Source organism: Streptomyces sp. G7(2002) (assembly GCF_028870195.1).
Classification (GTDB): Bacteria; Actinomycetota; Actinomycetes; order Streptomycetales; family Streptomycetaceae; genus Streptomyces; species Streptomyces nigrescens.
In genome coordinates this window covers 358,268-381,324 of sequence record NZ_CP102609.1, presented here as the reverse complement: position 1 = coordinate 381,324, position 23,057 = coordinate 358,268, and the positions used below count along the sequence as shown (strand labels likewise).

21 protein-coding genes are annotated in these 23,057 nt (G+C 70.3%); 13 read left to right on the top strand and 8 right to left on the bottom strand.

The window, feature by feature from the left end:
* Positions 1 to 59: 59 nt before the first annotated feature.
* Both NUT86_RS01670 and NUT86_RS01665 read right to left on the bottom strand, forming a co-directional pair.
* Complete coding sequence (locus NUT86_RS01670) at positions 60 to 1,820, bottom strand: glycoside hydrolase family 13 protein (RefSeq protein WP_159491839.1); 1,761 nt, start codon at positions 1,818 to 1,820, stop codon at positions 60 to 62.
* Positions 1,821 to 2,026: 206 nt separating this feature from the next.
* Complete coding sequence (locus NUT86_RS01665) at positions 2,027 to 3,298, bottom strand: ABC transporter substrate-binding protein (protein WP_274732875.1); 1,272 nt, start codon at positions 3,296 to 3,298, stop codon at positions 2,027 to 2,029.
* Positions 3,299 to 3,493: 195 nt separating this feature from the next.
* On the opposite strand from NUT86_RS01665, the gene NUT86_RS01660 reads away from it, so the two are divergent.
* The 3 genes from NUT86_RS01660 to NUT86_RS01650 are packed head-to-tail and all read left to right on the top strand — an operon-like array spanning position 3,494 to position 7,101.
* On the top strand, positions 3,494 to 4,000 hold the full coding sequence (locus tag NUT86_RS01660; protein WP_093636036.1) for a PadR family transcriptional regulator: 507 nt from the start codon (positions 3,494 to 3,496) through the stop codon (positions 3,998 to 4,000).
* The gene (locus NUT86_RS01655; protein WP_148588026.1) at positions 3,997 to 4,758 is read left to right on the top strand and encodes an ABC transporter ATP-binding protein; all 762 of its coding nucleotides are present in this window, start codon (positions 3,997 to 3,999) and stop codon (positions 4,756 to 4,758) included. The genes NUT86_RS01660 and NUT86_RS01655 overlap by 4 nt, the downstream gene beginning before the upstream one ends.
* Before the next feature lie 3 nt (positions 4,759 to 4,761).
* Entirely contained in the window at positions 4,762 to 7,101 is a 2,340-nt protein-coding gene (locus NUT86_RS01650; protein WP_274732871.1) for an ABC transporter permease, read from the top strand.
* Between the two features lie 240 nt (positions 7,102 to 7,341).
* Here NUT86_RS01650 and NUT86_RS01645 read toward each other — a convergent pair whose 3' ends face one another.
* Complete coding sequence (locus tag NUT86_RS01645) at positions 7,342 to 7,977, bottom strand: CAP domain-containing protein (protein ID WP_262039380.1); 636 nt, start codon at positions 7,975 to 7,977, stop codon at positions 7,342 to 7,344.
* A gap of 836 nt (positions 7,978 to 8,813) precedes the next feature.
* Here NUT86_RS01645 and NUT86_RS01640 point away from each other — a divergent pair.
* The 3 genes from NUT86_RS01640 (at position 8,814) to NUT86_RS01630 (ending at position 10,400) form a co-directional block, all read left to right on the top strand.
* Positions 8,814 to 9,059, top strand: a complete 246-nt coding sequence (locus NUT86_RS01640; protein ID WP_159491849.1) for a hypothetical protein — start codon at positions 8,814 to 8,816, stop codon at positions 9,057 to 9,059.
* A 238-nt stretch (positions 9,060 to 9,297) separates the two neighbouring features.
* Positions 9,298 to 9,501, top strand: a complete 204-nt coding sequence (locus NUT86_RS01635; protein WP_109886647.1) for a DUF2180 family protein — start codon at positions 9,298 to 9,300, stop codon at positions 9,499 to 9,501.
* 170 nt (positions 9,502 to 9,671) lie between these two features.
* Complete coding sequence (locus NUT86_RS01630) at positions 9,672 to 10,400, top strand: alpha/beta fold hydrolase (protein WP_274732867.1); 729 nt, start codon at positions 9,672 to 9,674, stop codon at positions 10,398 to 10,400.
* 206 nt (positions 10,401 to 10,606) lie between these two features.
* Here the strand turns inward: NUT86_RS01630 and NUT86_RS01625 are convergent, their stop codons facing one another.
* Positions 10,607 to 11,338, bottom strand: a complete 732-nt coding sequence (locus NUT86_RS01625; RefSeq protein WP_274732866.1) for a hypothetical protein — start codon at positions 11,336 to 11,338, stop codon at positions 10,607 to 10,609.
* 243 nt (positions 11,339 to 11,581) lie between these two features.
* Between NUT86_RS01625 and NUT86_RS01620 the strand changes: the two genes are divergently transcribed.
* Together NUT86_RS01620 and NUT86_RS01615 are read left to right on the top strand one after the other, a co-directional pair.
* Complete coding sequence (locus NUT86_RS01620) at positions 11,582 to 12,847, top strand: MFS transporter (RefSeq protein WP_274732864.1); 1,266 nt, start codon at positions 11,582 to 11,584, stop codon at positions 12,845 to 12,847.
* 310 nt (positions 12,848 to 13,157) lie between these two features.
* On the top strand, positions 13,158 to 13,793 hold the full coding sequence (locus NUT86_RS01615) for a DUF2238 domain-containing protein (protein WP_274732862.1): 636 nt from the start codon (positions 13,158 to 13,160) through the stop codon (positions 13,791 to 13,793).
* 159 nt (positions 13,794 to 13,952) lie between these two features.
* Here the strand turns inward: NUT86_RS01615 and gntA are convergent, their stop codons facing one another.
* Both gntA and NUT86_RS01605 read right to left on the bottom strand, forming a co-directional pair.
* Positions 13,953 to 14,612 (bottom strand): guanitoxin biosynthesis heme-dependent pre-guanitoxin N-hydroxylase GntA, encoded by a 660-nt coding sequence (gene gntA / locus NUT86_RS01610; RefSeq protein WP_093636019.1) that lies wholly within the window; start codon positions 14,610 to 14,612, stop codon positions 13,953 to 13,955.
* Positions 14,613 to 15,091: 479 nt separating this feature from the next.
* Positions 15,092 to 15,691 carry a hypothetical protein gene (locus NUT86_RS01605; RefSeq protein WP_109886643.1) on the bottom strand — a complete coding sequence of 200 codons (600 nt, stop codon included), beginning with the start codon at positions 15,689 to 15,691 and terminating at the stop codon, positions 15,092 to 15,094.
* An 856-nt stretch (positions 15,692 to 16,547) separates the two neighbouring features.
* On the opposite strand from NUT86_RS01605, the gene NUT86_RS01600 reads away from it, so the two are divergent.
* The 4 genes from NUT86_RS01600 (at position 16,548) to NUT86_RS01580 (ending at position 20,606) form a co-directional block, all read left to right on the top strand.
* Positions 16,548 to 16,757: a ferredoxin gene (locus tag NUT86_RS01600; protein ID WP_093636495.1), complete on the top strand. Its 210-nt coding sequence runs from the start codon at positions 16,548 to 16,550 to the stop codon at positions 16,755 to 16,757.
* Positions 16,747 to 18,111, top strand: coding sequence for an NAD(P)/FAD-dependent oxidoreductase (locus NUT86_RS01595; protein ID WP_274732857.1), 1,365 nt, complete (start codon positions 16,747 to 16,749; stop codon positions 18,109 to 18,111). Before NUT86_RS01600 ends, NUT86_RS01595 begins: the two co-directional genes overlap by 11 nt.
* Before the next feature lie 38 nt (positions 18,112 to 18,149).
* Positions 18,150 to 19,361: a cytochrome P450 gene (locus NUT86_RS01590; RefSeq protein WP_159491862.1), complete on the top strand. Its 1,212-nt coding sequence runs from the start codon at positions 18,150 to 18,152 to the stop codon at positions 19,359 to 19,361.
* A gap of 624 nt (positions 19,362 to 19,985) precedes the next feature.
* Positions 19,986 to 20,606: an L-threonylcarbamoyladenylate synthase gene (locus NUT86_RS01580; RefSeq protein ID WP_093636010.1), complete on the top strand. Its 621-nt coding sequence runs from the start codon at positions 19,986 to 19,988 to the stop codon at positions 20,604 to 20,606.
* A 121-nt stretch (positions 20,607 to 20,727) separates the two neighbouring features.
* Here NUT86_RS01580 and NUT86_RS01575 read toward each other — a convergent pair whose 3' ends face one another.
* The gene (locus NUT86_RS01575; protein ID WP_093636489.1) at positions 20,728 to 21,132 is read right to left on the bottom strand and encodes a DUF5997 family protein; all 405 of its coding nucleotides are present in this window, start codon (positions 21,130 to 21,132) and stop codon (positions 20,728 to 20,730) included.
* Between the two features lie 58 nt (positions 21,133 to 21,190).
* Between NUT86_RS01575 and NUT86_RS01570 the strand changes: the two genes are divergently transcribed.
* Positions 21,191 to 21,970: a LysR substrate-binding domain-containing protein gene (locus NUT86_RS01570; protein WP_274732852.1), complete on the top strand. Its 780-nt coding sequence runs from the start codon at positions 21,191 to 21,193 to the stop codon at positions 21,968 to 21,970.
* Positions 21,971 to 22,027: 57 nt separating this feature from the next.
* Here NUT86_RS01570 and NUT86_RS01565 read toward each other — a convergent pair whose 3' ends face one another.
* Positions 22,028 to 22,879, bottom strand: a complete 852-nt coding sequence (locus NUT86_RS01565) for a MerR family transcriptional regulator (protein WP_274732850.1) — start codon at positions 22,877 to 22,879, stop codon at positions 22,028 to 22,030.
* Between the last annotated feature and the right edge of the window lie 178 nt (positions 22,880 to 23,057).

The following is a 23,057-nucleotide window of genomic DNA, read 5'->3' as shown; positions in this document are numbered from 1 at the left end:
CTTCGGGAGGAACTGCGGAGGAGTGCGGGAGGACTGCGGAGGTCGTGCTGTCGAGGGGGCTATCGGGATTCGGGGGTGTGCATCCACCAGGCGGCGGTGGAGCCGGGGAGCGTTCCGGCGGGGCAGTCGCCGCTCGCCAGCAGGGGGACGCCCGGTACGGGGGCCGGCACCGGCTCGGTGCCGAAGTTGACGGCGCAGACCAGACCGTCGCCACGGACGAACGCCAGGACCTGGGGCGGGGACTCCAGCCAGCGCAGAGTGCCTTCGCCGAGCTGCGGAAGGCTGCGGCGCAGCGCCAGCCCCTCGCGGTACAGGTGCCAGAACGACCGGGTGTCGGCCAGTGCCCGGTCCGTCGCGTGGTCGGCGAACCAGTCGGGCTGCGGCAGCCAGGGCCGCGCCGCGTCGGTACCGCTGGTGAAGCCGAACGGTGAGGCATGCCCGGACCAGGGCAGCGGCACCCGGCAGCCGTCGCGGATGTGCTCCCGGCTGCCCGTACGGTGGTAGATCGGGTCGGTGAGGACCTCGTCGGGCAGGTCGACGACCTCCGGCAGGCCCAGTTCCTCGCCCTGGTAGACGTATGCCGCGCCGGGCAGTGCCAGCATCAGCAGCGCGGCGGCACGGGCCCGCGCCGGGCCCAGCTCTCCCGCCGACTCCGTCGGCTCGGCGCCCCCGGGGTCGGTCGCGTACCGGGTGACGGTCCGGACCTGGTCGTGGTTGTTGAGCACCCAGGTGACCGTGGAGCCGGTGCCCGCGATGTCGGTGAGCGCCTCGGAGATGACCTTGCGGAAGGTGCCGATGTCCCAGCGCGCGGTCAGCAGGTGGAAGAAGAACGCCTGGTGCAGCTCGTCGGGCCGGACGTATGCGGCCTGTTCGCTCGGTGTCCGTACGGAGACCTCACCGACCAGCAGCCGGTCGCGGCCGTCGCGGGAGGTGTACTCCTCGCACAGGGCGCGCCAGTCGCGCCACACCTGGTGCACCTCGGGCTGGTTCCAGGCCAGCGGGTTGACCGAGTCACGGGTCCGTTCGTCGGCCGACGGGTCGGGGGAGTCGGGCAGTTCGGGGTGCTTGAACAGCCCGGCGGCCACGTCGATACGGAAGCCGTCGACCCCGCGGTCCAGCCAGAAGCGCAGCACACTGTCGAAGTCGGCGCCCACGGCGGGGTTGCGCCAGTTCAGATCGGGCTGCTCGGGCGTGAACATGTGGAGGTACCACTGGCCCTCCTCGCCGGACGCCTCCTTGACCCGGGACCAGGCGGGGCCGCCGAACATGGCGCGCCAGTTGTTGGGCGGCAGCTCACCGTCCTCCCCGCGTCCGTCGGCGAAGTGGAAGAGCGACCGTGCCTGGCTCCCCGGGCCGTCCGCCAGGGCGGCGCGGAACCACGGGTGCTCGCTGGAGCAGTGGTTGGGGACGATGTCCAGGAGCACCTTCAGACCCAGCCGGTGGGCGTCGGCCACCAGGCGGTCGAATTCGGCGAGATCGCCGTATACGGGATCGACATCGCGGTAGTCGGCGACGTCGTAGCCGTGGTCGTGCTGGGGGGAGGGGTAGAAGGGGCTGAGCCAGATGCCGTCCACCCCGAGCTTCTTGAGGTAGGGCAACCCCGTCCGCACACCGGCCAGATCACCGATGCCGTCGCCGGTGCTGTCGAGGAAGCTGCGGACGTAGACCTGGTAGATCACCGCGTCGCGCCACCAGTGCTGTGCCGGATTCCGGGAGGTGGACCCGGTGGCCGGCGAGAGTGCGGCGGAGGCCGGACCGGGGAGGGAGGGGGAGGGCGCGGAGTCGGCCGAAGAGCCGTTCCCTGCCGTGGCTATGAGCATCTGCCGTGATCCCGTTCTTGCATGGGCATGCCGTGCGGCTGCAATCGCTGTTATGCATGCATGTTAAGTAGGCATGTCTTTTCGGTGTCAACGAAATGGTCAAAAGTCGCTGCGAGATGCCCGAATTTGCGGGGAATTATCCATGCAGCCTGTACCTAACAAGTAAGTAGGAGAGCTGCTGGAGAGAGGTGCGAAGGGCTCCGACGTCAGCCGCGGCCGACGATGGCCGTCAGCTCGCGCTTCAGACGTGCGACGGTGGCATCCGTGCTCCGCCGGTGGATCAGCGCGTCGTGCAGGACCGCCTGCACCGCCAGGCTCACCTGGTCGTACTGCGGGCTCTTGATGCGCGGCTTGGCCGCCAGTACGGCCCGCTTGAGCGTCGGAAGGTACGGGAAGTGCCGCACCAGCTCCGGGTCCGTGTACAGATCGGCCCAGACCGGTGGCAGCGCGCCCTTGGTGAGCACCCGGCGCTGGACCGACTCGGTCGTCAGATAGGAGATCAGCTCGGTCGCAGTCTTCTGGTGCCGCGACTGTGCGTTGACCGCCAGATTGGAGCCGCCCAGCGCGCTGGAGCCCGGCCCGTCGGGACCCGGCAGCGGCACGGCGCCGAACTTGCCCGCCACCCCGGAGGGCTGGGCATTGGCCAGCGCATAGGCGTACGGCCAGTTCCGCAGGAACAGCAGCCGGCCGTCCTGGAACGCCTTACGGGACTCTTCTTCCTTGTACGCCAGGGCCCGCCGCGGGATCCAGCCCTCACGCACCCCGTCGAGCAGAAAGGACAGCCCGCGACGGGCCGCGGGGGAGTCCACCGTGACCCGCGCGCCCTCGCCCGCGAGCACCGTGCCGCCGGCCGACTGAACCGCCTCGACGACATTGGCGGTCAGCCCCTCGTACGGCAGGAACTGCCCCGCGTAACCGTCCAGCCCGTACTTGGGCGCGACCGTCTTCGCCAGGTGCGCCAACTCGGCCCAGGTGTGCGGCGGCCGCGCACCCTCCCGGTCGAGCACGTCCTTGCGGTAGTAGAGCAGCCCCGCATTGGTCACATAGGGGACCGCGTAGAGCTGCCCACGGAAGGTGGCGGTGTCCACCACGGGAGGCAGGAAGCGTTTCAGCGGGAACTGCGCACCGTTCACGGGCTTGATCCAGCCCGCGGCCGCGAACTCCGACGTCCACGCCACATCGATGTTCAGCACATCGAAGCGGTCGCTGCGGGAGCGCAGCTCGGTGACCATCTGCGCCCGCACCTCGTCGGCCGCGTCCGGCAGCTCGACCAGGGTCACCTTCTCGTGCGGATGCCGGTCGTTCCAGCCGTCGAGGACGCCCCGCAGATAGCCCGTGAGGTCTCCGCCCGTCACCAGAGTGATCGGGCCCCGCCCGTCCGGGCCGCCCGCCGGCTCCCCGGCCTGTGCGCCCGCATTGCCCGCGAACAGCAGAGCGCAGACCAGCAGAGCCCTGCCGGCGGCACGCTTCCACCGCATGGGCTCCTCCTTGAACAGGCGTCGACGGGACACTGGACCGACAGCCCGCCCCATGTATACCTGTTAGCCATGCGGGATACTAGATGCTGCAGGAAGATGCGAAAGCGACCCGGCTCACAGCCGTATGGGGTCAGATGACCGGCAACTAGGGCTGATCCGAGAGACACACCCCGGGCGGGGAGGGAGAGGGAGAGCGTGCGGCTGCCACTCCTGGCGCTGTTGGTCAGCGGACCCGCACACGGCTATGAACTCAAGCAAGCCCTTGAGAACCTCCTGGGCGCCGCATACCCTCAGCCGAACGTCGGCCAGATCTACGTCACCCTGGGCAGGCTGGAGAAGGCGCGCCTGATCGAGGGAGAGGACGTCGAGCAGTCGGACCGCCCGAACAAGCGCATCTACCGGATCACCGCCGCGGGGCGCGAGACGGTGGACGCCTGGTTCGAGGAGTCCACCGCCGAACCACGGGTCCGGGACGAATTCTTCATGAAGCTCGCCCTGGCCCCCCACACCGGGACCGCAGACCAGATCGCCCTGATCAACAAGCAGCGCCGCCACTACCTCAACACCATGCGTGACCTGTCGAAACTCGCGGCGGGTGAGGACCGGGAGAACCGGGTGGCACAGCTGCTGATCGAGGGCGCGATGCTGCATCTGCAGGCGGATCTGGACTGGCTGGAGCGCTGTCAAGAGGAGTTGGAATGAACCGGGACGAGCCGTCCGGCCCGATAGTCCGGGCAGCCGGCCTGGTCAAGACCCACCGGCCGGAAGGCGCTGCCCCGGTCCACGCGGTGCGGGGCGTCGACCTCAGCATCGAACGCGGGGAGTTCGTCGCCCTCACCGGCCCCTCGGGAGCCGGCAAATCCACCTTGCTGCATCTCCTCGGCGGCCTGGACCGGCCCGACAGCGGATCGATCTGGCTCGACGGCCGCCAGGTCGACGCCTACAGCGAGGCACGCTGGGCGGTGCTGCGCCGCAACCACATCGGCATCGTCTTCCAGTTCTTCAACCTCGTCTCCAACCTCTCCGTCGCCGACAACGTCGAACTCCCCGCACTGCTGGCCGGCCGGTCCCCCCGGCAGGCCCGCACCGACCGGGCCGAGCTGCTCGACGAGCTGGGGCTGACCGGCAAGGAGAACAGCACACCGGGGGAGCTGTCCGGCGGTGAACAGCAGCGCGTCGCCCTGGCCCGTGCCCTGGTCAACAGCCCCAGCCTGCTGCTCGCCGACGAACCCGCCGGAAGCCTCGACAGCAAGGGCACCAGAGAGGTGCTGCGGCTGCTCTCCCGCTTCCACCAGCGCGGTCAGACGATCTTGCTGGTCACCCATGACGCGAGGATGGCCAGTGCCGCGGACCGGGTGATCAGCTTCTTCGACGGCCAGGTCGTCGACGACGCCCACCTCGGCGACGGCCCGAAGCGCCCCGCGGCCGGTGTGGCCGACGTCCTCAAGCTCAAGGGCTGAGCGGTGCGAGCAGCGGCGCGCTGGACCCAGGCGCATCTGACGGCACACCGCCCGGCGGCGGTGCTCACCGTGCTGGCCACGGCCGGGATCACCATCTCGCTGCTGCTGGCCACCGCCCTGTTCGCCTATGCGGCCGACCCCTGGCAACGGGCCTTCACCCAGTCCTCCGGCGCCCACGTATGGATCCACACCCAAAGTGGCGCCGCCGCCGGATCGCTCGCGGGCCTGGACGAGGTACGGGCCACCTCCGGGCCTTTCCGTACGGTCCGCACCACCGCGAGCCTGCAGCCCGGCGACGCCAAGGCGACCCTGGAACTGCGTGGCGCGGCGAAGCGCCCCGCCACCGCCGCACCCCAGATCGTCGCGGGCCGCTGGCTGGAGGCGGGCGCCGACGCGGGCACCACCAAGGGCATCGTCCTGGACAGTTCGGTGGCCCGCGCGATGTGGGCCAAACCGGGCGACACCCTCGTGCTGAGCGACTTCCCGTCGCCGCTGCGTGTGGTGGGCGTCGCGGACACCGCCGAGGTCACCTTCCGTGCGGGAGAGACCCCGGGGGTGGCCTGGGTGCTCCCCGAGACCCTCGACAGCTCCGACGCGGGCCGCGACCAGCGCGGACGCACCATCGGCCTCCGGCTCGGCGACCCCGCGGACACCGACTATGTCGTCCAGCGGGCGGTCACCCAGCTCGGCGCCGACCAGATCACCGACGTCTCCACCTGGCGGCAGGCCAAGGCCGAAGCCGCAGGCGACAACCAGCTCCTGGGGCGGCTGCTCGGCCTGTTCGGACTCGGCGCGCTGCTCGCCGCGGCCCTGGCGGTGGGCGGCGCCATCAGCACCAGGATCCGCGGACATCTGCGGGACATCTCCATCCTCAAGGCCATCGGCTTCACCCCCGGCCAGGTGGTCCGCATGTTCGTCGCCCTCCACCTCGGCCTCGCGCTGCTGGGCGTCGCCCTCGGGGCGCTGCTGACCCAGGTGGCCGGCACTCTGGTCCCCGGGCGGATCGGGGAGGCGATCGCCCTGTGGCGGCAGCTTCCCGGGCACGCCTGGCTGACCTTGGTCATCTCCGGCGGTGTGGTGGCCTTCATCGGCTCGGCGACCTGCCTGGCGGCGTGGCGGGCCGGCCGGGTGCCCCCGGTGCCCGTCGCCCGCGCCGCCACCCCCACCGGCGGCCGGGCCTCCGCTCTCACCCGCCGGGCGCTCGGCCTCCGGGTCCCCCCGGCGCTGGTGCTCGGCTGGCGGGGTGCCTTCCACCGTCCGCTGCGCTCCTCGGCGGCCGTGGCGCGGCTGGCCGTCCCATTGCTGCTGATCACCATCGCCCTGGGCGCCTGGACCACCTTGGACCGCTTCACCACGCACCCCGAGAACGTCGGTCTGTCCGCGGCCCTCACCGCACGCTCCGACACCCTCGGCGACCGGGACCTACGCCAACTCCTCGCCTCCCAACGGGAATTGACCGCCTACCCGGGCGCCGAGGTCCAGGCGCTCGTACCGGGTCAGACCGGGACAATTACCCTGCGGGGGATCGGCACGGACGCCCGGCCCTACCCCGGCGCCGTAGTGGAAGGGCGCGCCGCCCACGGCCCCGATGAAGCGGTCGCCGGACAGGGACTGCTCGACCTCCTGGACGCGCGGGTCGGCGACTGGGTCCGGATGACCGTCGCCGGCCGCCCGCACGTCCTCCATATCGTCGGCCGCGGCATCGAGACCACCGATGGCGGTCGGGTCGTCTCCACCACCCTGGACACTCTGCGCGAGGGCGACAGTGACAGCGGTGCACCCGAGGTGTCGCACCCACCGCGCCCGGATTTCTACCAATTGGTCCTGCACCGCGGCGCCGACCCGGATTCCGTGCGCGACGCCCTGTACAAGGCGTCCGCCGGCCGTCTCGAAGTGCGCGAGATCCCCAACCCCGCCGATCAGCTGTCCGCGGTCCGTGCCGTCAGTGTCGGACTGATCGCGGTGCTGATCCTGATCGGGCTGGTGGAACTCGCGACGACGGTCGGTGCCGGTGTCCGCGACCGTAGCCGCGATCTGCTCGCCCTCCGGGCCGTCGGGCTGACGCCCCGCCAGATCACCGCCGTCATCGTCTCCGCCACCGCGTTCATCACCCTGGCCGCCGCGCTGGCCGGCACGGCTCTGGGCGTCCTCGCCTCCCCGTGGCTGATCAACCTCCAGGGCCGCACCAGCGGCTGGGGGACCGGTATCGCCCAGCGCCCCGACCTCGGCATCCTCCTGCTGGTCATCGCCATCGCCGTCACCACCGCCGCGACGGCCTCGGTGCTCCCCGCCGCCCGCGCGGCACGGCGCCGGCTCGCGGACTCGGCCACCGATCTGCTCTAGCTCTAGGCGGTACCGCGCCGGGTTGTTGCCCGCGGTGTGGGTCCGACTTTCCCGGCCCCCGGGCCGTGGCGCCCCCGGCCGGGCAGCACAGGGTCCCCGACCGGAACCCGGTCGGGGACCTCATGTGTCCTTACGTGTCCTTCGGCGGCCGGGGGAGGCGGGCTCCCTTCCGCGCCCTGCTGGTCGCCACCCTGGCGCGGTCAGCTCATCGCTCAAGGGTGCCGGCCGTGGCCGATGCCGTTATCGCGCCGTTCCGAAGTCCTGCGTCCAGTAGTCGTCGGGCTGTGCGTGGCCGACGCCGATCTCCTTGAAGGAGCAGTCGAGGATGTTGCGCTTGTGGCCGGGGCTGGTCATCCAGCCCTCCATCACGCTTTCGGGCGTGGAGTAGCCATAGGCGACGTTCTCGCCGTAGGAGCTCCAGTTGTAACCGGCCCGGGTGATCCGGTCTTCCGGAGACGATCCATCGGAACCGGTATGCGACATATTCCGATGGTCCGCCATGTCCTTGCTGTGGTCCTGGGCGGCCTTTGTCAGTTTTGCGTTCACGGTCAGCGGCGAGCAGCCGGCCTTGCGGCGCTCATCGTTGACGAGTTCGACCACGCGGGCCGTGGCGCCGGATGCCTTGGCGGTGGCTTTCGCGGCACTCGGGGACGCGGCGGGTGCCGGAGAGGTCTTCGCCGCCGGCTTTGCGTCCTTCTCGCCCTTCGACCACCGGTGATCGGCGGATGCATTCTTCCACTGGCCGTGATGCCGGCCGCCCGCATTCTCCTGCCCGTCCAGACAGGCCATGGCAACAGAGGGCACGCCCACGGCACCTATGGCGACAGCAGCGATGGTTATCTGCCGATAGTGCCGCTTCTTGCGATGTTTACTCATGCGTGACCTCACTCGGTAATTGCGGAGCGTCCCCGGCACGGCTGGCTCTGTGCAATCCCCGCGCCTGAGCTGCGAAGACGCCTTGCGGTTCGTCATTCTTGGGGCCGCCGTACGGCAAGGCAACGCTCCTCGGTACTACTGCGCCTAGTAGTACCCGCGACCCTTGCAATGGAGGTACGAGCGTGCTGGTCCGGATTTCGACGCTTTCGGGAATTGCTGTTGCCCCGTCAGATGCACTTATGCGCTCAAGACGTGGGCAAAAGAATCAAGCGGGCCGAATGGCGGCCGGCTCGGCGCGAGAAATTCCCGACTCAAGACGGACAAGTCTCCTATGTCGCCAGGGCACTCTCTACTATCCAGCTTAGTTGGTGCCGGGCGTCGATATGACGGATGTCACGATGCCGCGGAATCCGGTGGCTGTGGGCGCCGCGGCGGAGCCGCGGGGCGATTGCAGGCGTCCATCAGGGGGCCGGAGATCGCGAATGCCGGCAAAGGATTCGCAGATGAGGGGAAAGGCTGCCCGTCACCTCTGTCTCGCGCGGCACGGTGCCGCGTCACCGGACGGGATTCCCTTGCGAGCGGCAGTGGTCCGGCCGGTGATGCAGGCGGTCACCGTCCTCTCTCGGGGCCGCGGCCTTCCCGGGCCGTGTGCACACGAGCCGGGGGCTGAGGCGAGAGCTGGGCTCCGGACTGCGCCCACGATCCCGTCCCGTCGTGGTGAGGCATCGAGACGCAGGCGGGTGGTCTGTGTCTCAGTCTGCGCCGAGCATGGCGCTGCGGTACCCGGGTACCGGGCCAGGACACTCAACGTACGCATGGAGGAGGCACGTCAACTGATGACCCGTTATGACGCGGACGGCGAGGACCGCACCACCCCACTGCCCCATGACCTGCCGAGCCACCAGGCTGATGCCGAGAGCCCGGTTCCCGACCCCTGGGACCCCGAGCTGTCGGAGAGCGAAAGGGACGGGCCCGACGAGACGGTTCCCGACACCGACCAGGCCGGCACCGGGCGGACCGGCGGTCAGAAGGCCGCAGGCTTCCGCACCGACCAGCCCGTTCCGCATGAGCCGGTCGACTGACCCTGACCGGTTGCCTGACCGGTTGCCTGACCGGCCGGGGCGAGCGGCCGGAGACGAGGGAAGGGGGGTGGCCCCGTCCGCGGCGGTCGGACGGGGCCCCGCGGAGAGGAGGTGTCTTCCTTGGGGCGGCCAGGTGAGCCCCGCCCCGACCCGGCATGTGCTGCCGCCTTCCGTCAGGCGCTGCGACGTACATTGCCGTGGGGGCCCGCCGGCCCACCTCACGAGATCGGAATGTGCCATGAACTGCTACGACTGCGCGCCGGGCCACACAACCACCGCCGCGGTGGCGATCTGCCGGAACTGCGGCGCCGCGCTGTGTCACCAGCATGCCCGGTCCGCCCCGCAGACCGTGGTCCGCGTACAGGGCGTAGGCAAGAGCACCTTGCCGGAGACGGCGCGCCGCATCATGTGCACGATCTGCCGAGGCGCCCAGCCGGGCTGAGCCGTGCCGCAGACGGTGTCGCCGTATTCCGTTCTCGGTATGGCGTCTCCGGTATGCCGTTCTCGGTGGCGGAGAGCTTTTGGTGCAACTGGACCTGACAGCGGTGCGCGCCATCGGCCCCTGCCGCACGCGCCCAGGCCGGGATGGTGGCCGGCAGGAGGCGGTGTTTCATGACGACCTTTGTGCTGATTCCCGGTGCCGCGTGCGGCTCCTGGCACTGGCATCTGCTGGAGGCGGAGCTGCGGGCCCGGGGGCGGGCGGTGGTGAGTGTGGATCTGCCGTGTGAGGACGACGCGGCGGGTCTGGAGGAGTATGCGGACGCGGTCGTCGCCGCCGCGGCGGGGCGTGGCCGGCTGATGCTCGTGGCGCATTCGTTCGCCGGGTTCACGGCGCCGTTGGTCTGTGCGCGGGTGCCGGTGGAGGCGCTGGTGCTGGTGGCGGCGATGGTGCCGTTGCCGGGGGAGGCGCCGGACGAGTGGTGGGCGGCGACGGGACACCCGGACGCACAGGTCAGACGGGCCGGGCGGGCGGCTCAGCGGGCGGGCGACGGCACGGGTGCGGAGGGTGTACCGGAGGCCGCTGTGCCGGGGTCGGCCGCGGACCCGTTCTTCCAGGATCTGCCGCCGGAGCTGGCCGCGGAGGCGGTGGTCCGGTGGCGGCGGCAGTCGGAGACCCCGGCCGCGCGGCCATGGCCGATGCAGACCTGGCCCGATGTGGCGACCCGGTTCCTGCTGTGCCGTCAGGACCGCCTCTTCCCGGCACCGTTCCTGCGTGCGCTGGCGGCGGAGCGCCTGGGGGTGGTGCCCGACGAAATGGCGGGCGGGCATTTCCCGATGCTGTCCCGTCCGGTCGAGCTGGCGGACCGGCTGGAGCGTTACGGCGCGACGACGGCAGGGTGATTGTCCGGCCCGGCTTGGCTCGGCCGTATGTACCGGGCGAAGCCGGTGGTCGGTAGCGGTGGCCGGTGGTCGGGGAAGGCGGCCGAGGCAGGAGCGGAGGGCATCGCCATAAGGGATGCCCTCCGTCCAGGTGCAGCCAGATCACGCCACGTCAGGCCTCATGCCTCTTCGTCGCGTCCCGGGGCCAGACCAGCGGGCTGAAGGCCTCAACGCCCCTTGGGCAGTGCCGTGTTCCCGTAAGGCAGGTGGGAGAGGGCGGCGATCAGCCGCACCGGCAGGTACGGGGGCCACCCGGGCCGGGCCACCTGGTAGGCGAGGTATCCGAGGGAGCCGCCCACTTGTGCCTCCTCCGCCGTCTCCGCCTGGTAGACCACCCGGCAGGAGCCCGCGGCCTTCTTGGCGCGCTTCCAGAGGGCGGGGGCGGGCTTCCGCTCCGCCTCCGTCCGCGGGGTGAAGATCCGGTCGCCGAAGTCCGACCAGGCGAACGGGCTGGTGCCCGCCCAGTCCTTGTCGATCACCTTCTTCAGCTCCGCCGCACGCTCCGCGTCGGTGGAGCCCCAGGAGGGCGGCACGTTGGTGATCAGGCCGACGGGAATGTGGCGGGCGCGCAGCGCACGCAGATACGCGGCAGCACCCGGCAGGTACCGCACGCTCTTGTCCTCGGCAGTGTGCACCAAGGTCTCACCGAGATCGAAATACACGACGACGCACCGGCCCGCACGGCCCTCGTCCCCGGCGGCGCGCGGTGCGGCCTCGGCGGCGCCCGCGCCCGGCACGGCTAACGCCGCCATACCGCTCAGTGCGAGCAGCATGCGCCAGGTGACTCTGCGGGCGGAGGTCTCTTTCGCGGCTGTCCTCTTCACGGCTGTGTTCTTCGAGGCCATGTCCTTCAAGGCCGTGTGCTTCAAGCCTGTGTTCTTCGCGGCTGTCTGCTTCATGGGGGAAGTCCTTCGCGTAGGGGGGCAGTCGATCGTATCCGCGCCATGTGCACGTCACTACTGGGTTGGCCGACCCGGGCCTGAATCGAAGGCATTGGCCGCTGGTAGGCCCGCTGGGAGGCCGAATTGGCCCACTCCCGCGGACCACAAGTGGATCTGTCCACCGGGCCGCCGGCTGTCTAGCGTCATTGCGTCAACGCATCGTGTGAGACCGGCCGTCCGGTCGTCGTACCTGGGAGTCCTGTGTCGCTACGGATCCTGCCGCCGGCCGGCGCACCACGCGTCCTCGCCGCGGCACAGCTGAGCAACTCGGTCGGCGACGGCGCCTTTTACGTCTGCTCGGCGCTCTACTTCACCCGGGTCATCGGCCTGTCGCCCACCCAGATCGGCCTGGGGCTGACCGTGGCGTGGGCCGTCGGTTCGGTCGCGGGAGTGCCGCTGGGCGCGCTCGCCGACCGCCGGGGACCGCGCGGCACCGCGGTGCTGCTCGCGCTGGCCACCAGTATCGCCGTCGCCTCGTTCCTGTTCATCCGCTCCTTCGTGCCGTTCTTCGTCGTCGTGTGTCTGTACGCCACCGCGCAGTGCGGACTGGCCGCGGCCCGCCAGGCGCTGCTCGCCGGGCTCGTGGACCGCTCGGCCCGCACCGGCGTACTGGCCCACCTCCAGTCGACACTCAATGCCGGGCTGGCCCTCGGCGCGGCCCTCGGCGGACTGGCCCTGCAGTACGACACCCAAGAGGCCTACCTCGCGGTCTTCGCCCTGGACGCGGTGGGCTTCCTGAGCTGCACGGCGGTGCTGCTCCTGCTGCCCGCGGTGGCCCCGGTCCCGGTCCGCACGGGCGGCGAGCCGCGGTTCGCGGTGCTGCGGGACCGCCCGTACGCCGTGCTGACCTTTCTCAACGCGGTCCTGCTGCTGCGGATGCCGCTGCTCAGCCTCGCCATCCCGCTGTGGATCGTGGCGCGTACGGACGCGCCCAGCTGGCTGGTCTCTGCGCTGTTCGTCCTCAACACCCTTGGCGTCATGGCCTTCCAGGTCCGCACGGCCCGGACGGTGACGGGACTGCGCAGCGCCTCGCGGGCGGTGTGGCACTCCTGCCTGATCATGCTGGTCTCGTGTCTGGTCTTCGCTTTGTCGGCCGCGGGTCTCGGGCCGTGGGGAGCCGGGGCGGTGCTCGTCGTGGGCGCGGTGCTCCAGCTCGTCGGCGAGATGCTGCAGTCGGCCGGATCCTGGCAGATCAGCTTCGACCTGGCGCCGGACCGCCAAGTCGGTCAGTACCAGGGCTTCTTCGGTACGGGCGTCCCGTTGGCGCGCACGCTCGGCCCCCTGCTGCTCACCTTGCTGCTGGTCACCTGGGGGGTACCGGGCTGGCTCGTGCTGGGGGCACTGTTCCTGGTGACGGGGCTCGGGATGGGTGCGGTGGTGCGCTGGGCGGAACGCGACCGGGCCCGGCGGTGTGGTCCGTCGGCAGACGGGGCTGAGGCGGCGCCGGTGACCGCTCAGGCGTCCTGAGCAGGGACCGCCATCGCCACCGCCGCCGCCGCCGCGACGCCTTCTCGCGAGCCGCGGCAGCCCGGCGTTTAGTGATCGATCTGAGTATCTGAGTAGAGGTACTCATGACAGCGCCCCGTGGCGGCCACGACGCTGAACCGGAATGCACGTGCACGGCGGAACACCCTCCCGGTACAAGGTGGTGTGTTGGCGCCGACCGGGGCATACGCCGTACGCGGTGCACCGTCCGCCTGTCCGTTTCGTCCGCCCGCCCCGCGGCTGTGCCGCGCCGCTCCGTACCCGATGTCTCCGAGGCTGATCCATGAAGGCCATGACCGCTGTTCCCCGCACACTGCCGCCGGTTCTGCTCGCGGCGGTGCTTCTCGCCCTGGCCCTGTCAGGGCTCCAGCCGCACGACCGCGCCACCTGGCTCATGGAGACCTGCTGGGTGATCGTCGGCGTGCCGGTGCTGGTCGCGGTGCGGAAACGCTTTCCGCTCAGCCCGCTGCTGTGCTGCCTGCTCGCCGTGCACGCGCTGGTCCTGATCGTCGGCGGCCACTACACCTATGCCGAGGTCCCGGTGGGGCACTGGCTGCAGGACGCGCTGGATCTCTCCCGTAATCCCTACGACCGCATCGGGCATCTCATGCAGGGCTTCGTGCCCGCGATCCTGGTCCGCGAACTGCTGGTGCGGACCTCCCCGTTGCGCGGCAGCGCCTGGCTGGGCACGCTGACCGTGTGCGCATGCCTGGCCTTCAGCGCGTTCTTCGAGATGATCGAGTGGTGGACGGCGCTGGCCGGCGGCGCCGCGGCCGATGCGTTCCTCGCCACCCAGGGGGACCAGTGGGACACCCAGTGGGACATGGCCTGCGCGCTCTTCGGAGCGGTCGTCTCGCTCCTGCTCCTCAGCCGCCTCCACGACCGCCAGCTCGCCCGCCTCGGCACCGGGGCGGCCCGGGGCGCCTGACGGGCCCCTGAGCCGTTGGGCCAGGGCGCTCCGCCCCCGCCGATGGCGAGGGCGATCCCGTCTCGCGATACCGCCGCCCAGGGGCACAGGACCGCGTGGGCGGCGGGCGGCGGGTGCGTGCGGCAGCTCGGCGCTGTCGTCCCGGCGGATCCGGCGGGCTCAGACCCGGGCGGAGAAGGGGCAGGCCCAGTCGGCCGGCTTGGGGCGGCCCGAGTAGCGCCGGGCCTCGGAGAGCTTCTCGTACTCCAGGAGATTGGGGTTGATGCTGCCCTGCAGCTCGATGTCCTGCTTGCGGATCTTCTCCGCCAGCCGGTCCCAGAGACCGGCGGCCTTTATCCGGTCGAACTGGTGGTGGGAGTTGAAGGCGAGCATCGGGAACGGCGGGCGGCGGCCGACCCGGCTGTGCGTCTCGTGCAGCCCGATCACGAAGAACGGGTGCCCGGCGACGCTGTAGGCGAAGGCACCGGACGACGGGTCGGGGTCGTAACCCTCGGCCCAGGAGTGCGTACGGCTGTCGTGGTCGTGCAGCGCCTGCAGCTGCTGCCACAAATGCTGCTCGAACTCGGTCTCCGACAGGTTCAGAGGACCCGAGAAGGTGGCCACGAAGCTTGTGAAGGGTTTGGCGGCCCAGTCCACCGCCTCCACATACGCCTGCAGATCAGCCGCCATCTGCTCGCCCGTGGTGTCATCACCGAACCATGTGTAGTGGCGGTGGGTGATGCCACCCTGTCGCCATGCTGAACGGCCGGCCAGGCAAGCAAAGGAGTCGCCGAGCAGGAACTGCCCGACTTCAGTGGCGGCGGAGACGTCAACCGTCATGTTTGTGACCTTCGGTGAGTGGGCCAATACCCCTGGTGGGGGCCCTGGCAGGGGTGGGACTCTGGCAGTCAAGATCGGGCAGGGCCCGTTCGTCAAGACTCGGCCGATTCACCCCCTGCGACTGCCCTCACCGACAGCGTCAGGACTGCGGCTGCGGTGGCCCGCCGCCCGCCCGGGCGCGACCACGTGCGGGCTCGCCGGACGGCTCGTTCCCGTCCGGCGACTGCGGGCCGGTCTGTATCGTTTCCGCAGCTCGGGCACCTGATCGCCGTGGTGGACCACAGCCCCCCGACCCTACAGGCGATCCGGCTGATCGCACGACTCGCGATGTCGTTCCGCCTGCGGCGACCGCCCGCGGCCGGACCGCCCCGCCCACGCCGGAGACCTCACCCAGGTGGGGTCCGGCTCGGCGCACCGTCGGCGGGGCCCGCCACGAGGCAGGGGCCGACGGCGTCGCCGAGCATCGGACGACCTACCCGTCAGGCAGGCGTGGAGGCGGCCTCCTCCTGGGTCACGGCCGCTTCGGCTTCCTGGGTTCCGGCGCCGGCCGCCGGGCGGGAGTAGAAGACGCTCCTGCCCTGCTTGCTGCGGTGTGCGAGGCCCTTGGCGACGAGCGAGGTCTCCAGGGTGTTGCGGACGGCGGTCTCCGGCGCGGACTGGTCCGGATGCTGCTGCGTGAGCAGCTTCGTCATCTCCGACACCGTGCGCGGCTGCTCGTCAAGGAGTGCGAGAACGCGGTCGGCGCGGGTGGAGTTCTGACGGCCTGCGGTGGCCCGGGCCGGCTTGGCCTTCCGCGTCTTCTTCTTCGCGCTCTTCGCCACCTTGGCCGGGGGCTTCGACGCCGGCTTGGCCTTCGGCGCCGCGGCCTGCGCCCGTCGTGCCGAGGGCACCGTCACCGGTTTCGTCACCGCGGGTTCGGGCTCCGCCGGCTGCGGTGCGACGACTGCCTTCCGGGAACCGGTTCCGAGGTGCTTCTGGAGGTCCTCCAGCTTCGCCTTGAGTTTCTGCAGCTCGTCGATCTCTTTCGCGATGCTCTCCAGTTTGGCAGCTACCTGCGCAGCGAAATCCGAGTCTGACATGACACAGCCTGCTCTCTATCGCCTGGTCGATCTACGGTTGGCTGGATGTTACTCATCTCTCTCCGCAATTAACCCGGAGTCGCACTTCCTTATCGTCGGGCCCATGGCTCACGTGGTCGGCTCCATCGATCAACTCACCTACCCACATGGGGAGTTCGGGTGTCACAAGCGCAGTCTCCGTCGGTCAAGAAATGAGCGGTGAATGAGCCATACGGGACGTCTCCGCGCTCCTGTGGACCGTACGCCCGGGAGCTGAACTCTGTCCGGACGTCACCCCTTTGAGGCTTTCCAACGGTGGACCCGTCGGCTTCCCGGCGGCCGTCCACCGGGGGAGGGGCACCACCTCTCCGGTGCCCGATGACATACGGCTGTGACGGCAGATAACTTGTGTGTATGAAGTGAACTCAGTCTCTTCTTCCTCCGCACATGACCCGGAGGCGGACACGGGTACCGTGTTTGCTTCGTTCGTCGCCGGGGTCACCGCTGATCCGGACGGCACGACCACCGAACTCGTACGCCGCAAGCAGACACTGAGCTGCGCGGAGCACAGCATGTGACCGATGACGCGCTGGACGCGTATCTCAACTTCGCCTACCGGTCGGCGAAAGGGCACTGCGACGGCTTCCCGTACTCCGCGCGATCCTGCGTTCATGGGGGAGCGATCTGGAGCTGCTCCGGCCTGAGGGGCGAGGCGTGCGGTGTGAGGCGGGATATGTGGGATGTGGGCCGCGACCTGCGCTTCTGGTCACCCCGCGTCAACCCTCGGATGGCCGAGCATCATCTGCGCCGCGCCGCCACCGGTAGTAGGACGGATGACGACGGGTGCGGTGCTGGGCGGTGGGAGGAGTGGCTCGGGTTGAACGTCGTCGTCGATCTCAATCGCTGTCAGGGCTATGCGCAGTGCGCGTTCCTCGCCCCCGAGGTGTTCACGATGCATGGCGAGGAGTCCCTGCTGTACCACCCGGTCGTTCCGGACGGGCAGCTGGAACGGGTGCGCCGGGCCGTGGCGGCATGCCCGGTGCAGGCCATCCTCATGGGCGAGGAGGCGGGCGCCGGTGCGCGGTGAAGTACGCGACGGCCGGATCGTCATCGTCGGTGCGTCGCTCGCGGGGCTGCGGGCCGCCGAGACGCTCCGGGAGAAGGGTTTCACCGGCTCGCTGACCCTGGTCGGGGAGGAACCGCAGCCTCCCTACGACCGGCCTCCGCTGTCCAAGCAGGTGCTGCTCGGGAGGGTTCCCGCGGACCGGACCGGGCTGCCGCGGCGCAGTGACGTGGAGGCGCAGTGGAGACTCGGGGTCCGTGCCACCGGACTCGATCCGATCGGGAAGCGGGTCCTTCTCGCCGACGGCGAGGAAGTGCCCTTCGACCGGCTGCTGATCGCCACCGGAACCCGTGCCCGGCCCTGGCCGAACCCGGCCGAGGCCGCCTTGGACGGGGTGTTCACCCTCCGCACCAGCGACGAGGCACGCCGCCTGGCGGAGCGTCTCGACGCCGGACCGCGGCGCGTCCTGGTCATCGGCGCCGGCTTCACCGGTTCGGAGATCGCCTCCGCCTGCCGGGAGCGCGGCCTGGCGGTGACGGTCGCGGAGCGGGGCCCGGCGCCCCTCGTCGGTGCGCTCGGCGGAACCCTGGGCGCGCTCGCCGCGAAGCTGCAGCGCGCGCACGGTGTCGACCTGCGCTGCGGAGTGACGGTCACCGCCCTGGAGGGCGACGGCCGGCTCACCGGCGCACAGTTCTCCGACGGCACACACATCGATGCCGATGTCGCCGTGGTCGCCCTGGGCGCGATCCGCAACACCGAATGGCTGGCCGAATCGGGACTCGCCGCGGGGCCCCGAGGGGTGACCTGCGACGCGGGGTGCCGCGCCTTCGACATGTACGGGATCGTGACCGACGACGTCTTCGCCGCCGGTGATATCGCCCGGTTCCCACACCCGCTCTTCGAGTACCAACTGCTCTCCCTGGAGCACTGGGGCAACGCGGTCGCGCAGGCCGAGGTGGCGGCCCACAACATGGTCAATCCGGGGCCGCGACGGCTCCCGCACCTGACGGTTCCGGCCTTCTGGTCCAGCCAGTTCGGCCTCAACATCAAGTCGGTGGGCGTGCCCACCTTCTCCGACCAGGTGGTCATCGCCCAGGGCTCACTGAAGGACGCCCGGCTGGTCGCCGTCTACGGCTACCGGGGGCGGGTCACCGCGGCCGTGAGCGTCAACCAGGCCAGGTCGCTGGCGTACTACCAGCGGCTGATCGAGACGGCCGCACCGTTTCCGCCCGCGCCGGGGGCCGCCGACCAGATCGAGTCCCCGGTCCCGGTCCCCTCCGACGTACCGGACCCGAAGCTGCTCTCGCACGGTCCGACCGTCGCCCTCACCGGTCATATGCCGGACCGACGCCTGACGGTGGTGCAGCCGGCCCGCTGAGACCACCGCCACTCCATAGCGATGAGGAGCCCCCGCGCATGGCTGCGGACACCCTGTTCCAACGGATCACCGACTACGCCCACCGCGCCGACCCCTATCCGCTCTACGCCGAACTCCGCGAGAGCCGTGTGGCACGGCAGGAGGACGGCAGCTACCTGGTCGGGACCTACCACGAGATCGCCGCACTGCTCCACGATCCACGGGTCAGTTCGGACCGCCGCAACCGCACCGCACCGGACGAGACCGGCATCGGGGAGGAAGGACTCCCGCCGGCCTTCATCGGGCTCGACGACCCCGAACACCACCGGCTGCGGAGCCTGGCCATGTGGTCCTTCGGCCCGCCCCACACGCCCGGCCGGATCGATGCCATGCATGGCGAGATCACCCGCATCGTCAAGGACCTCATCGGCGGCCTGGCGGGCAAGGAACGGATCGACATCGTCGACGACTTCGCCTACCCGCTCCCCGTCACCGTGATCTGCCGCCTCCTGGGCGTACCGATCGAGGACGAGCCGCAGTTCCGCCAGTGGTCGGACGCGATCGTCGCCGGTATCGACCCCAGCCCCGGGGAGGACCCCGCGGAGCGCCAACGCGCCGCCGCAGAGGCCCGGAAGACGATGGCGCTGTATCTGGGAGAGCTCGCCGGGAAGCGCCGCGACCATCCGTCCGACGACATGCTCTCCGCGTTCGCCACGGGCCACGGCACCGACGGGCAGTTCACCCAGCTCGAAATCATGACCACGTCCGTGCTGCTGCTGATCGCCGGCCATGAGACCACCGTCAACCTCATCACCAACGGCATCCTCACCCTGCTGCGCCACCCCGACCAGCTGGCACGTCTGCGCAGCGACCCCACTCTGATGCCCCTGGCGGTGGAGGAACTGCTGCGCTACGAGCCTCCCGTCCAGATGCTCCCGCAGCGCACCCCACTGGCCGACATCGAGATCTCGGGGCTCACCATCCCCAAGGGCGTGCCCCTCATCCTGATGCTCGCCTCCGGCAATCGTGACCCCGAACGGTTCCGTGACCCCGACCGCTTCGACCCGGCCCGCGAGGACAACCAGCACCTCGGGTTCGGCAGCGGCATCCACAGCTGCTTCGGCGCCCCGCTCGCCCGTCTGGAAGCCCAGATCGCCCTGAACGAACTCATCCAGCACCTCGGCAGTCCCCGCCTGGTCGAGGACCCGCCTCCGTACCGGCGCAGCCCGGTACTGCGCGGCCCCCGCCACCTGCTCGTCGAGCCCGGCTGAGCGGTGTGCGGAAGGGGCGTGTGAAGCATCAGGGGACGGAGCGGGGTGCGGCTCGGCCAGGGCGAACCTGGTCCCTCTCCTGGAGCGTGCCGGCAACCTGTGCCGTGGCCTCGTCGAGCCGGGCGCGGCGCGCTGGATGGCGGCGAGCGCGAGAAGTTGCCGAGCTGCCCGGCGAGTTGGGCGAGTACGGCGCAGGGGAGGGCACCGGCAGCACGGCGATATTCGGTAGGAGCCGAGTCGTGCACGCTCGTAGCATCGGCCGCGTGATCGACATCCCGGAAGAACTCGTCACCACCCAGAGCAGGTTCAACGGGGCGGCGGGCCGCGACTTCATCGCCGCGCTGCCGGAGCGGGCCGCGGAGTTCCTCGACCGCTGGGGGCTGAAGCTGACCGGACCCTCCCTGAACGGCATGTCCGCGCTCGTCCTGCCGGTCGAACGGGCCGACGGGACCCCGGCCGCACTGAAGATGCAGCTGCTCGACGAGGAGAGCGAAGGGGAGCCGGTCGCCCTGCGCGCCTGGGGCGGCCCCGTGGCCGCGGGGACGCGCTCTCCGGGCGCCCTCCACGGGGCAGCGGCGTCCCGCCCGCCCAGGCGCGGGAGTCCTGATCACGTAGGCTCGACGGATGGCGAAGTATTTCGACGTGCACCCCGAGAATCCTCAGCGGCGCACCATCAGCAATGTGGCCGACAGCATCCGCTCCGGCGCGCTCATCGCATACCCGACGGACTCCTGCTTCGCACTGGGATGCCAGCTCGGCAGTCGCAGCGGCATCGAGCGGATCCGTTCCATCCGGAATCTCGACGACCGTCACCACTTCACCCTCGTGTGCGAGAACTTCTCGCAGCTGGGTCAGTTCGTGCACATCGACAATGACGTGTTCCGCGCGATCAAGGCAGCCACCCCCGGCAGTTACACCTTCATCCTTCCCGCGACGAAGGAGGTACCGCGCCAGCTGCTGCACCCGAAGAAAAAGACGGTCGGCGTGCGGATCCCGGACCATGTCGTCACTCAGGCCCTGCTCGCCGAGCTCGGTGAGCCGCTGCTCTCCAGCACCCTGCTCCTGCCCGACGAGGAGGAGCCGATGACCCAGGGATGGGAGATCAAGGAACGGCTCGACCACGTGGTGGACGCCGTACTCGACTCGGGCGACTGCGGCACCGAGCCGACCACGGTCATCGACTTCTCCGGCGGCGGTGCCGAGATCGTCCGCCGCGGGGCGGGCGACCCCACGCGGTTCGAGTAACCGCTCTCGCTCAGGGTGCCGCACCGGTGACGGCCGGCCACGGGGGGAGTTCGCCGCCCGCCGGGCCGGGCGGGCAGGTATGACCCGCGCGCCCGCGGCCGGCATCGTTCAGGGACAGACGTCAGGAGCGAGGGCGGCGGGGCTGCTCGCCGGTCTCCGCCTTCTTCTCCTTGATCCGCACCGCTTCCTTGCGGACCTCGGCCTGGGTGGCGCGCTCCCGCTGCAGCCACTCGGGGCTCTCGTTCTTCAGGGCGTCGATCTGCTCCGTGGTGAGTGCTTCCGTGACACCGGCGCGGGCGAGACCGGAGATGGAAACGCCCAGCTTCGCCGCGACCACCGGCCGGGGGTGCGGGCCGTTGCGTCGCAGTTCCAGCAGCCACTCGGGCGGATCGGCCTGCAGTGCGTTCAGCTCGGTGCGCGAGACGACACCCTCCTGGAACTCGGTGGGGGTGGCCTCGAGGTACACACCCAGCTTCTTCGCCGCGGTCGCGGGCTTCATCGTCTGGGGGGTCTGGTGCGACTTCATGGTGTCAAGGGTATCGAGCATGTGCGCTACCTCTGACCACGACCGGTAACCTGGCGGCGTGACAAGCTCGGAAGCATCCCCGTCGTTCCGGCTCGCCTATGTCCCGGGAGTGACGCCCACGAAGTGGGTGCGGATCTGGAACGAGCGGCTGCCCGACATCCCACTGAACCTGATCGCGGTGCCCGCCGCCGAAGCCTTTGAGCTGTTGCGGGGCGGTGGCGCCGACGCGGGTTTCGTGCGGCTGCCGGTCGACCGGACGGATCTCGCCGCGATTCCCCTCTACACCGAGACGACCGTGGTCGTGGTGCCGAAGGACCACCTCGTGACGGCGGTCGACGAGGTGGCTGCCGAGGACCTGGCCGACGAGATCGTGCTGCACCCGCTCGACGAGACCCTCGACTGGGAGCACCGGCCGGGACGGCCCGCGAACGAGCGCCCCGCCACGACGGCGGACGCCATCGAGCTGGTGGCGGCAGGGGTGGGACTCCTCGTGGTCCCGCAGTCACTCGCCCGCCTGCACCACCGCAAGGACCTCACCTACCGGCCCCTCACGGACGCCCCCGCGTCGCGCGTCGCGCTGTCCTGGCTCCAGGAAGAGACCACCGACCTGGTGGAGGACTTCATCGGGATCGTCCGCGGGCGGACCGTGAACAGCACACGGGGGCGCGCGCAGGCCCCGGCCCCGGCACAGCCGAAGGCCAAGCGTCCCGAGGCGGGCGGCGCCCGGCGGAAGCCCGCGGCAGGCAAGGCAGGAGGAAAGCCGGCCGGCAAGAGTCCGCGTAGCGGTTCCGGCGGCGCCAAGAGCGCCAGACGCGGCAAGCCTCGCCGTCGCTCGTAGCTCCGGCACCGCGCCTCCCCAACAGCTCTCGGTGCGCAGGGGCCGCCGCTCGTCGCCTCACTCGTCCGCGTCGGTCTCGTCGGTCTCGTCGAGCGTGCGGATCGCCGCAGCGGTTTCGATGCCGTCGTCGTGCAGCAGATGCCGCATGCGGGTGATGTCGACGTAGGCGTCGTCGAGGGGATACGGGATCAGGCGCGAGAGCGCGGTGCAGTACTTGGCGATCGAGGATGTGCCGGGGATGAATATCGACAGTTCGTCCCGGGCCTCGAAGAGCTGCACCTCGATGTCGCCGGGCAGGGCCGCGAGGGCGTCCTCGTCCGCCGTGACGGGAATCTTCACCAGCCAGCACGGCCCCTCGCCGGAGAAGGTCTGCCTCTTCTGCTCAGGGGTCTCGCAGGCCAGGGTGCGCCAAGGAGGCCCCGACACAACGGCTCCGCAGGACTCCACGGTCTTGACCACGTCCTGAACGGTGGCGGTGACGGCGGCATCGGACTCATCCCATTCGCACTGGTTGCGCCCGGCTGACGTGCCGGGCACCAGCTTCGACACCACAGTCATCTCGGGTGTGTGGCGCCGGCGCACCTCCGGCCACGAGTCGAAGAACCTGCGCGCGTCCCTGATCGCCTCGTCCTGAGCCTGCCGCTGCCGCTCTACCTCCGCACTGTGCTGCCGCAACAGGGCCGGGGTCGCGTCCGGCTCGTCGAGAGCACGCCGGACGAGCTTGACGCTCATTCCCGTGCCGCGCAGGACGGTGATCAGCATGGCCTGTTCGGCCTGCTCCAGCAGGTACGAGCGGTAGCCGGTCTGCTCGTCGACGTGGGCCGGGACGAGCAGACCCTCGGAGTGGTAGTACCGCAGCGTCTGTGGCGGCAGCTGGCACATTTCGCTGAATTCGCTGATCGACAACATGACGCCATGGTCGCCCTTACAGCAACTACAAGGTCAAGCGTCGGCATCAGCCGCCGATCACCAGGTGAACGAGACATCCCTCAGGCGGGACAGCGTCGTGGGCTCCGTGTGCCCGGCGAAAGTCGGTGGATCGGGCGCTGAGGGCGTTGCGATCATGGGAGGGTCCGGACCGCGCGGT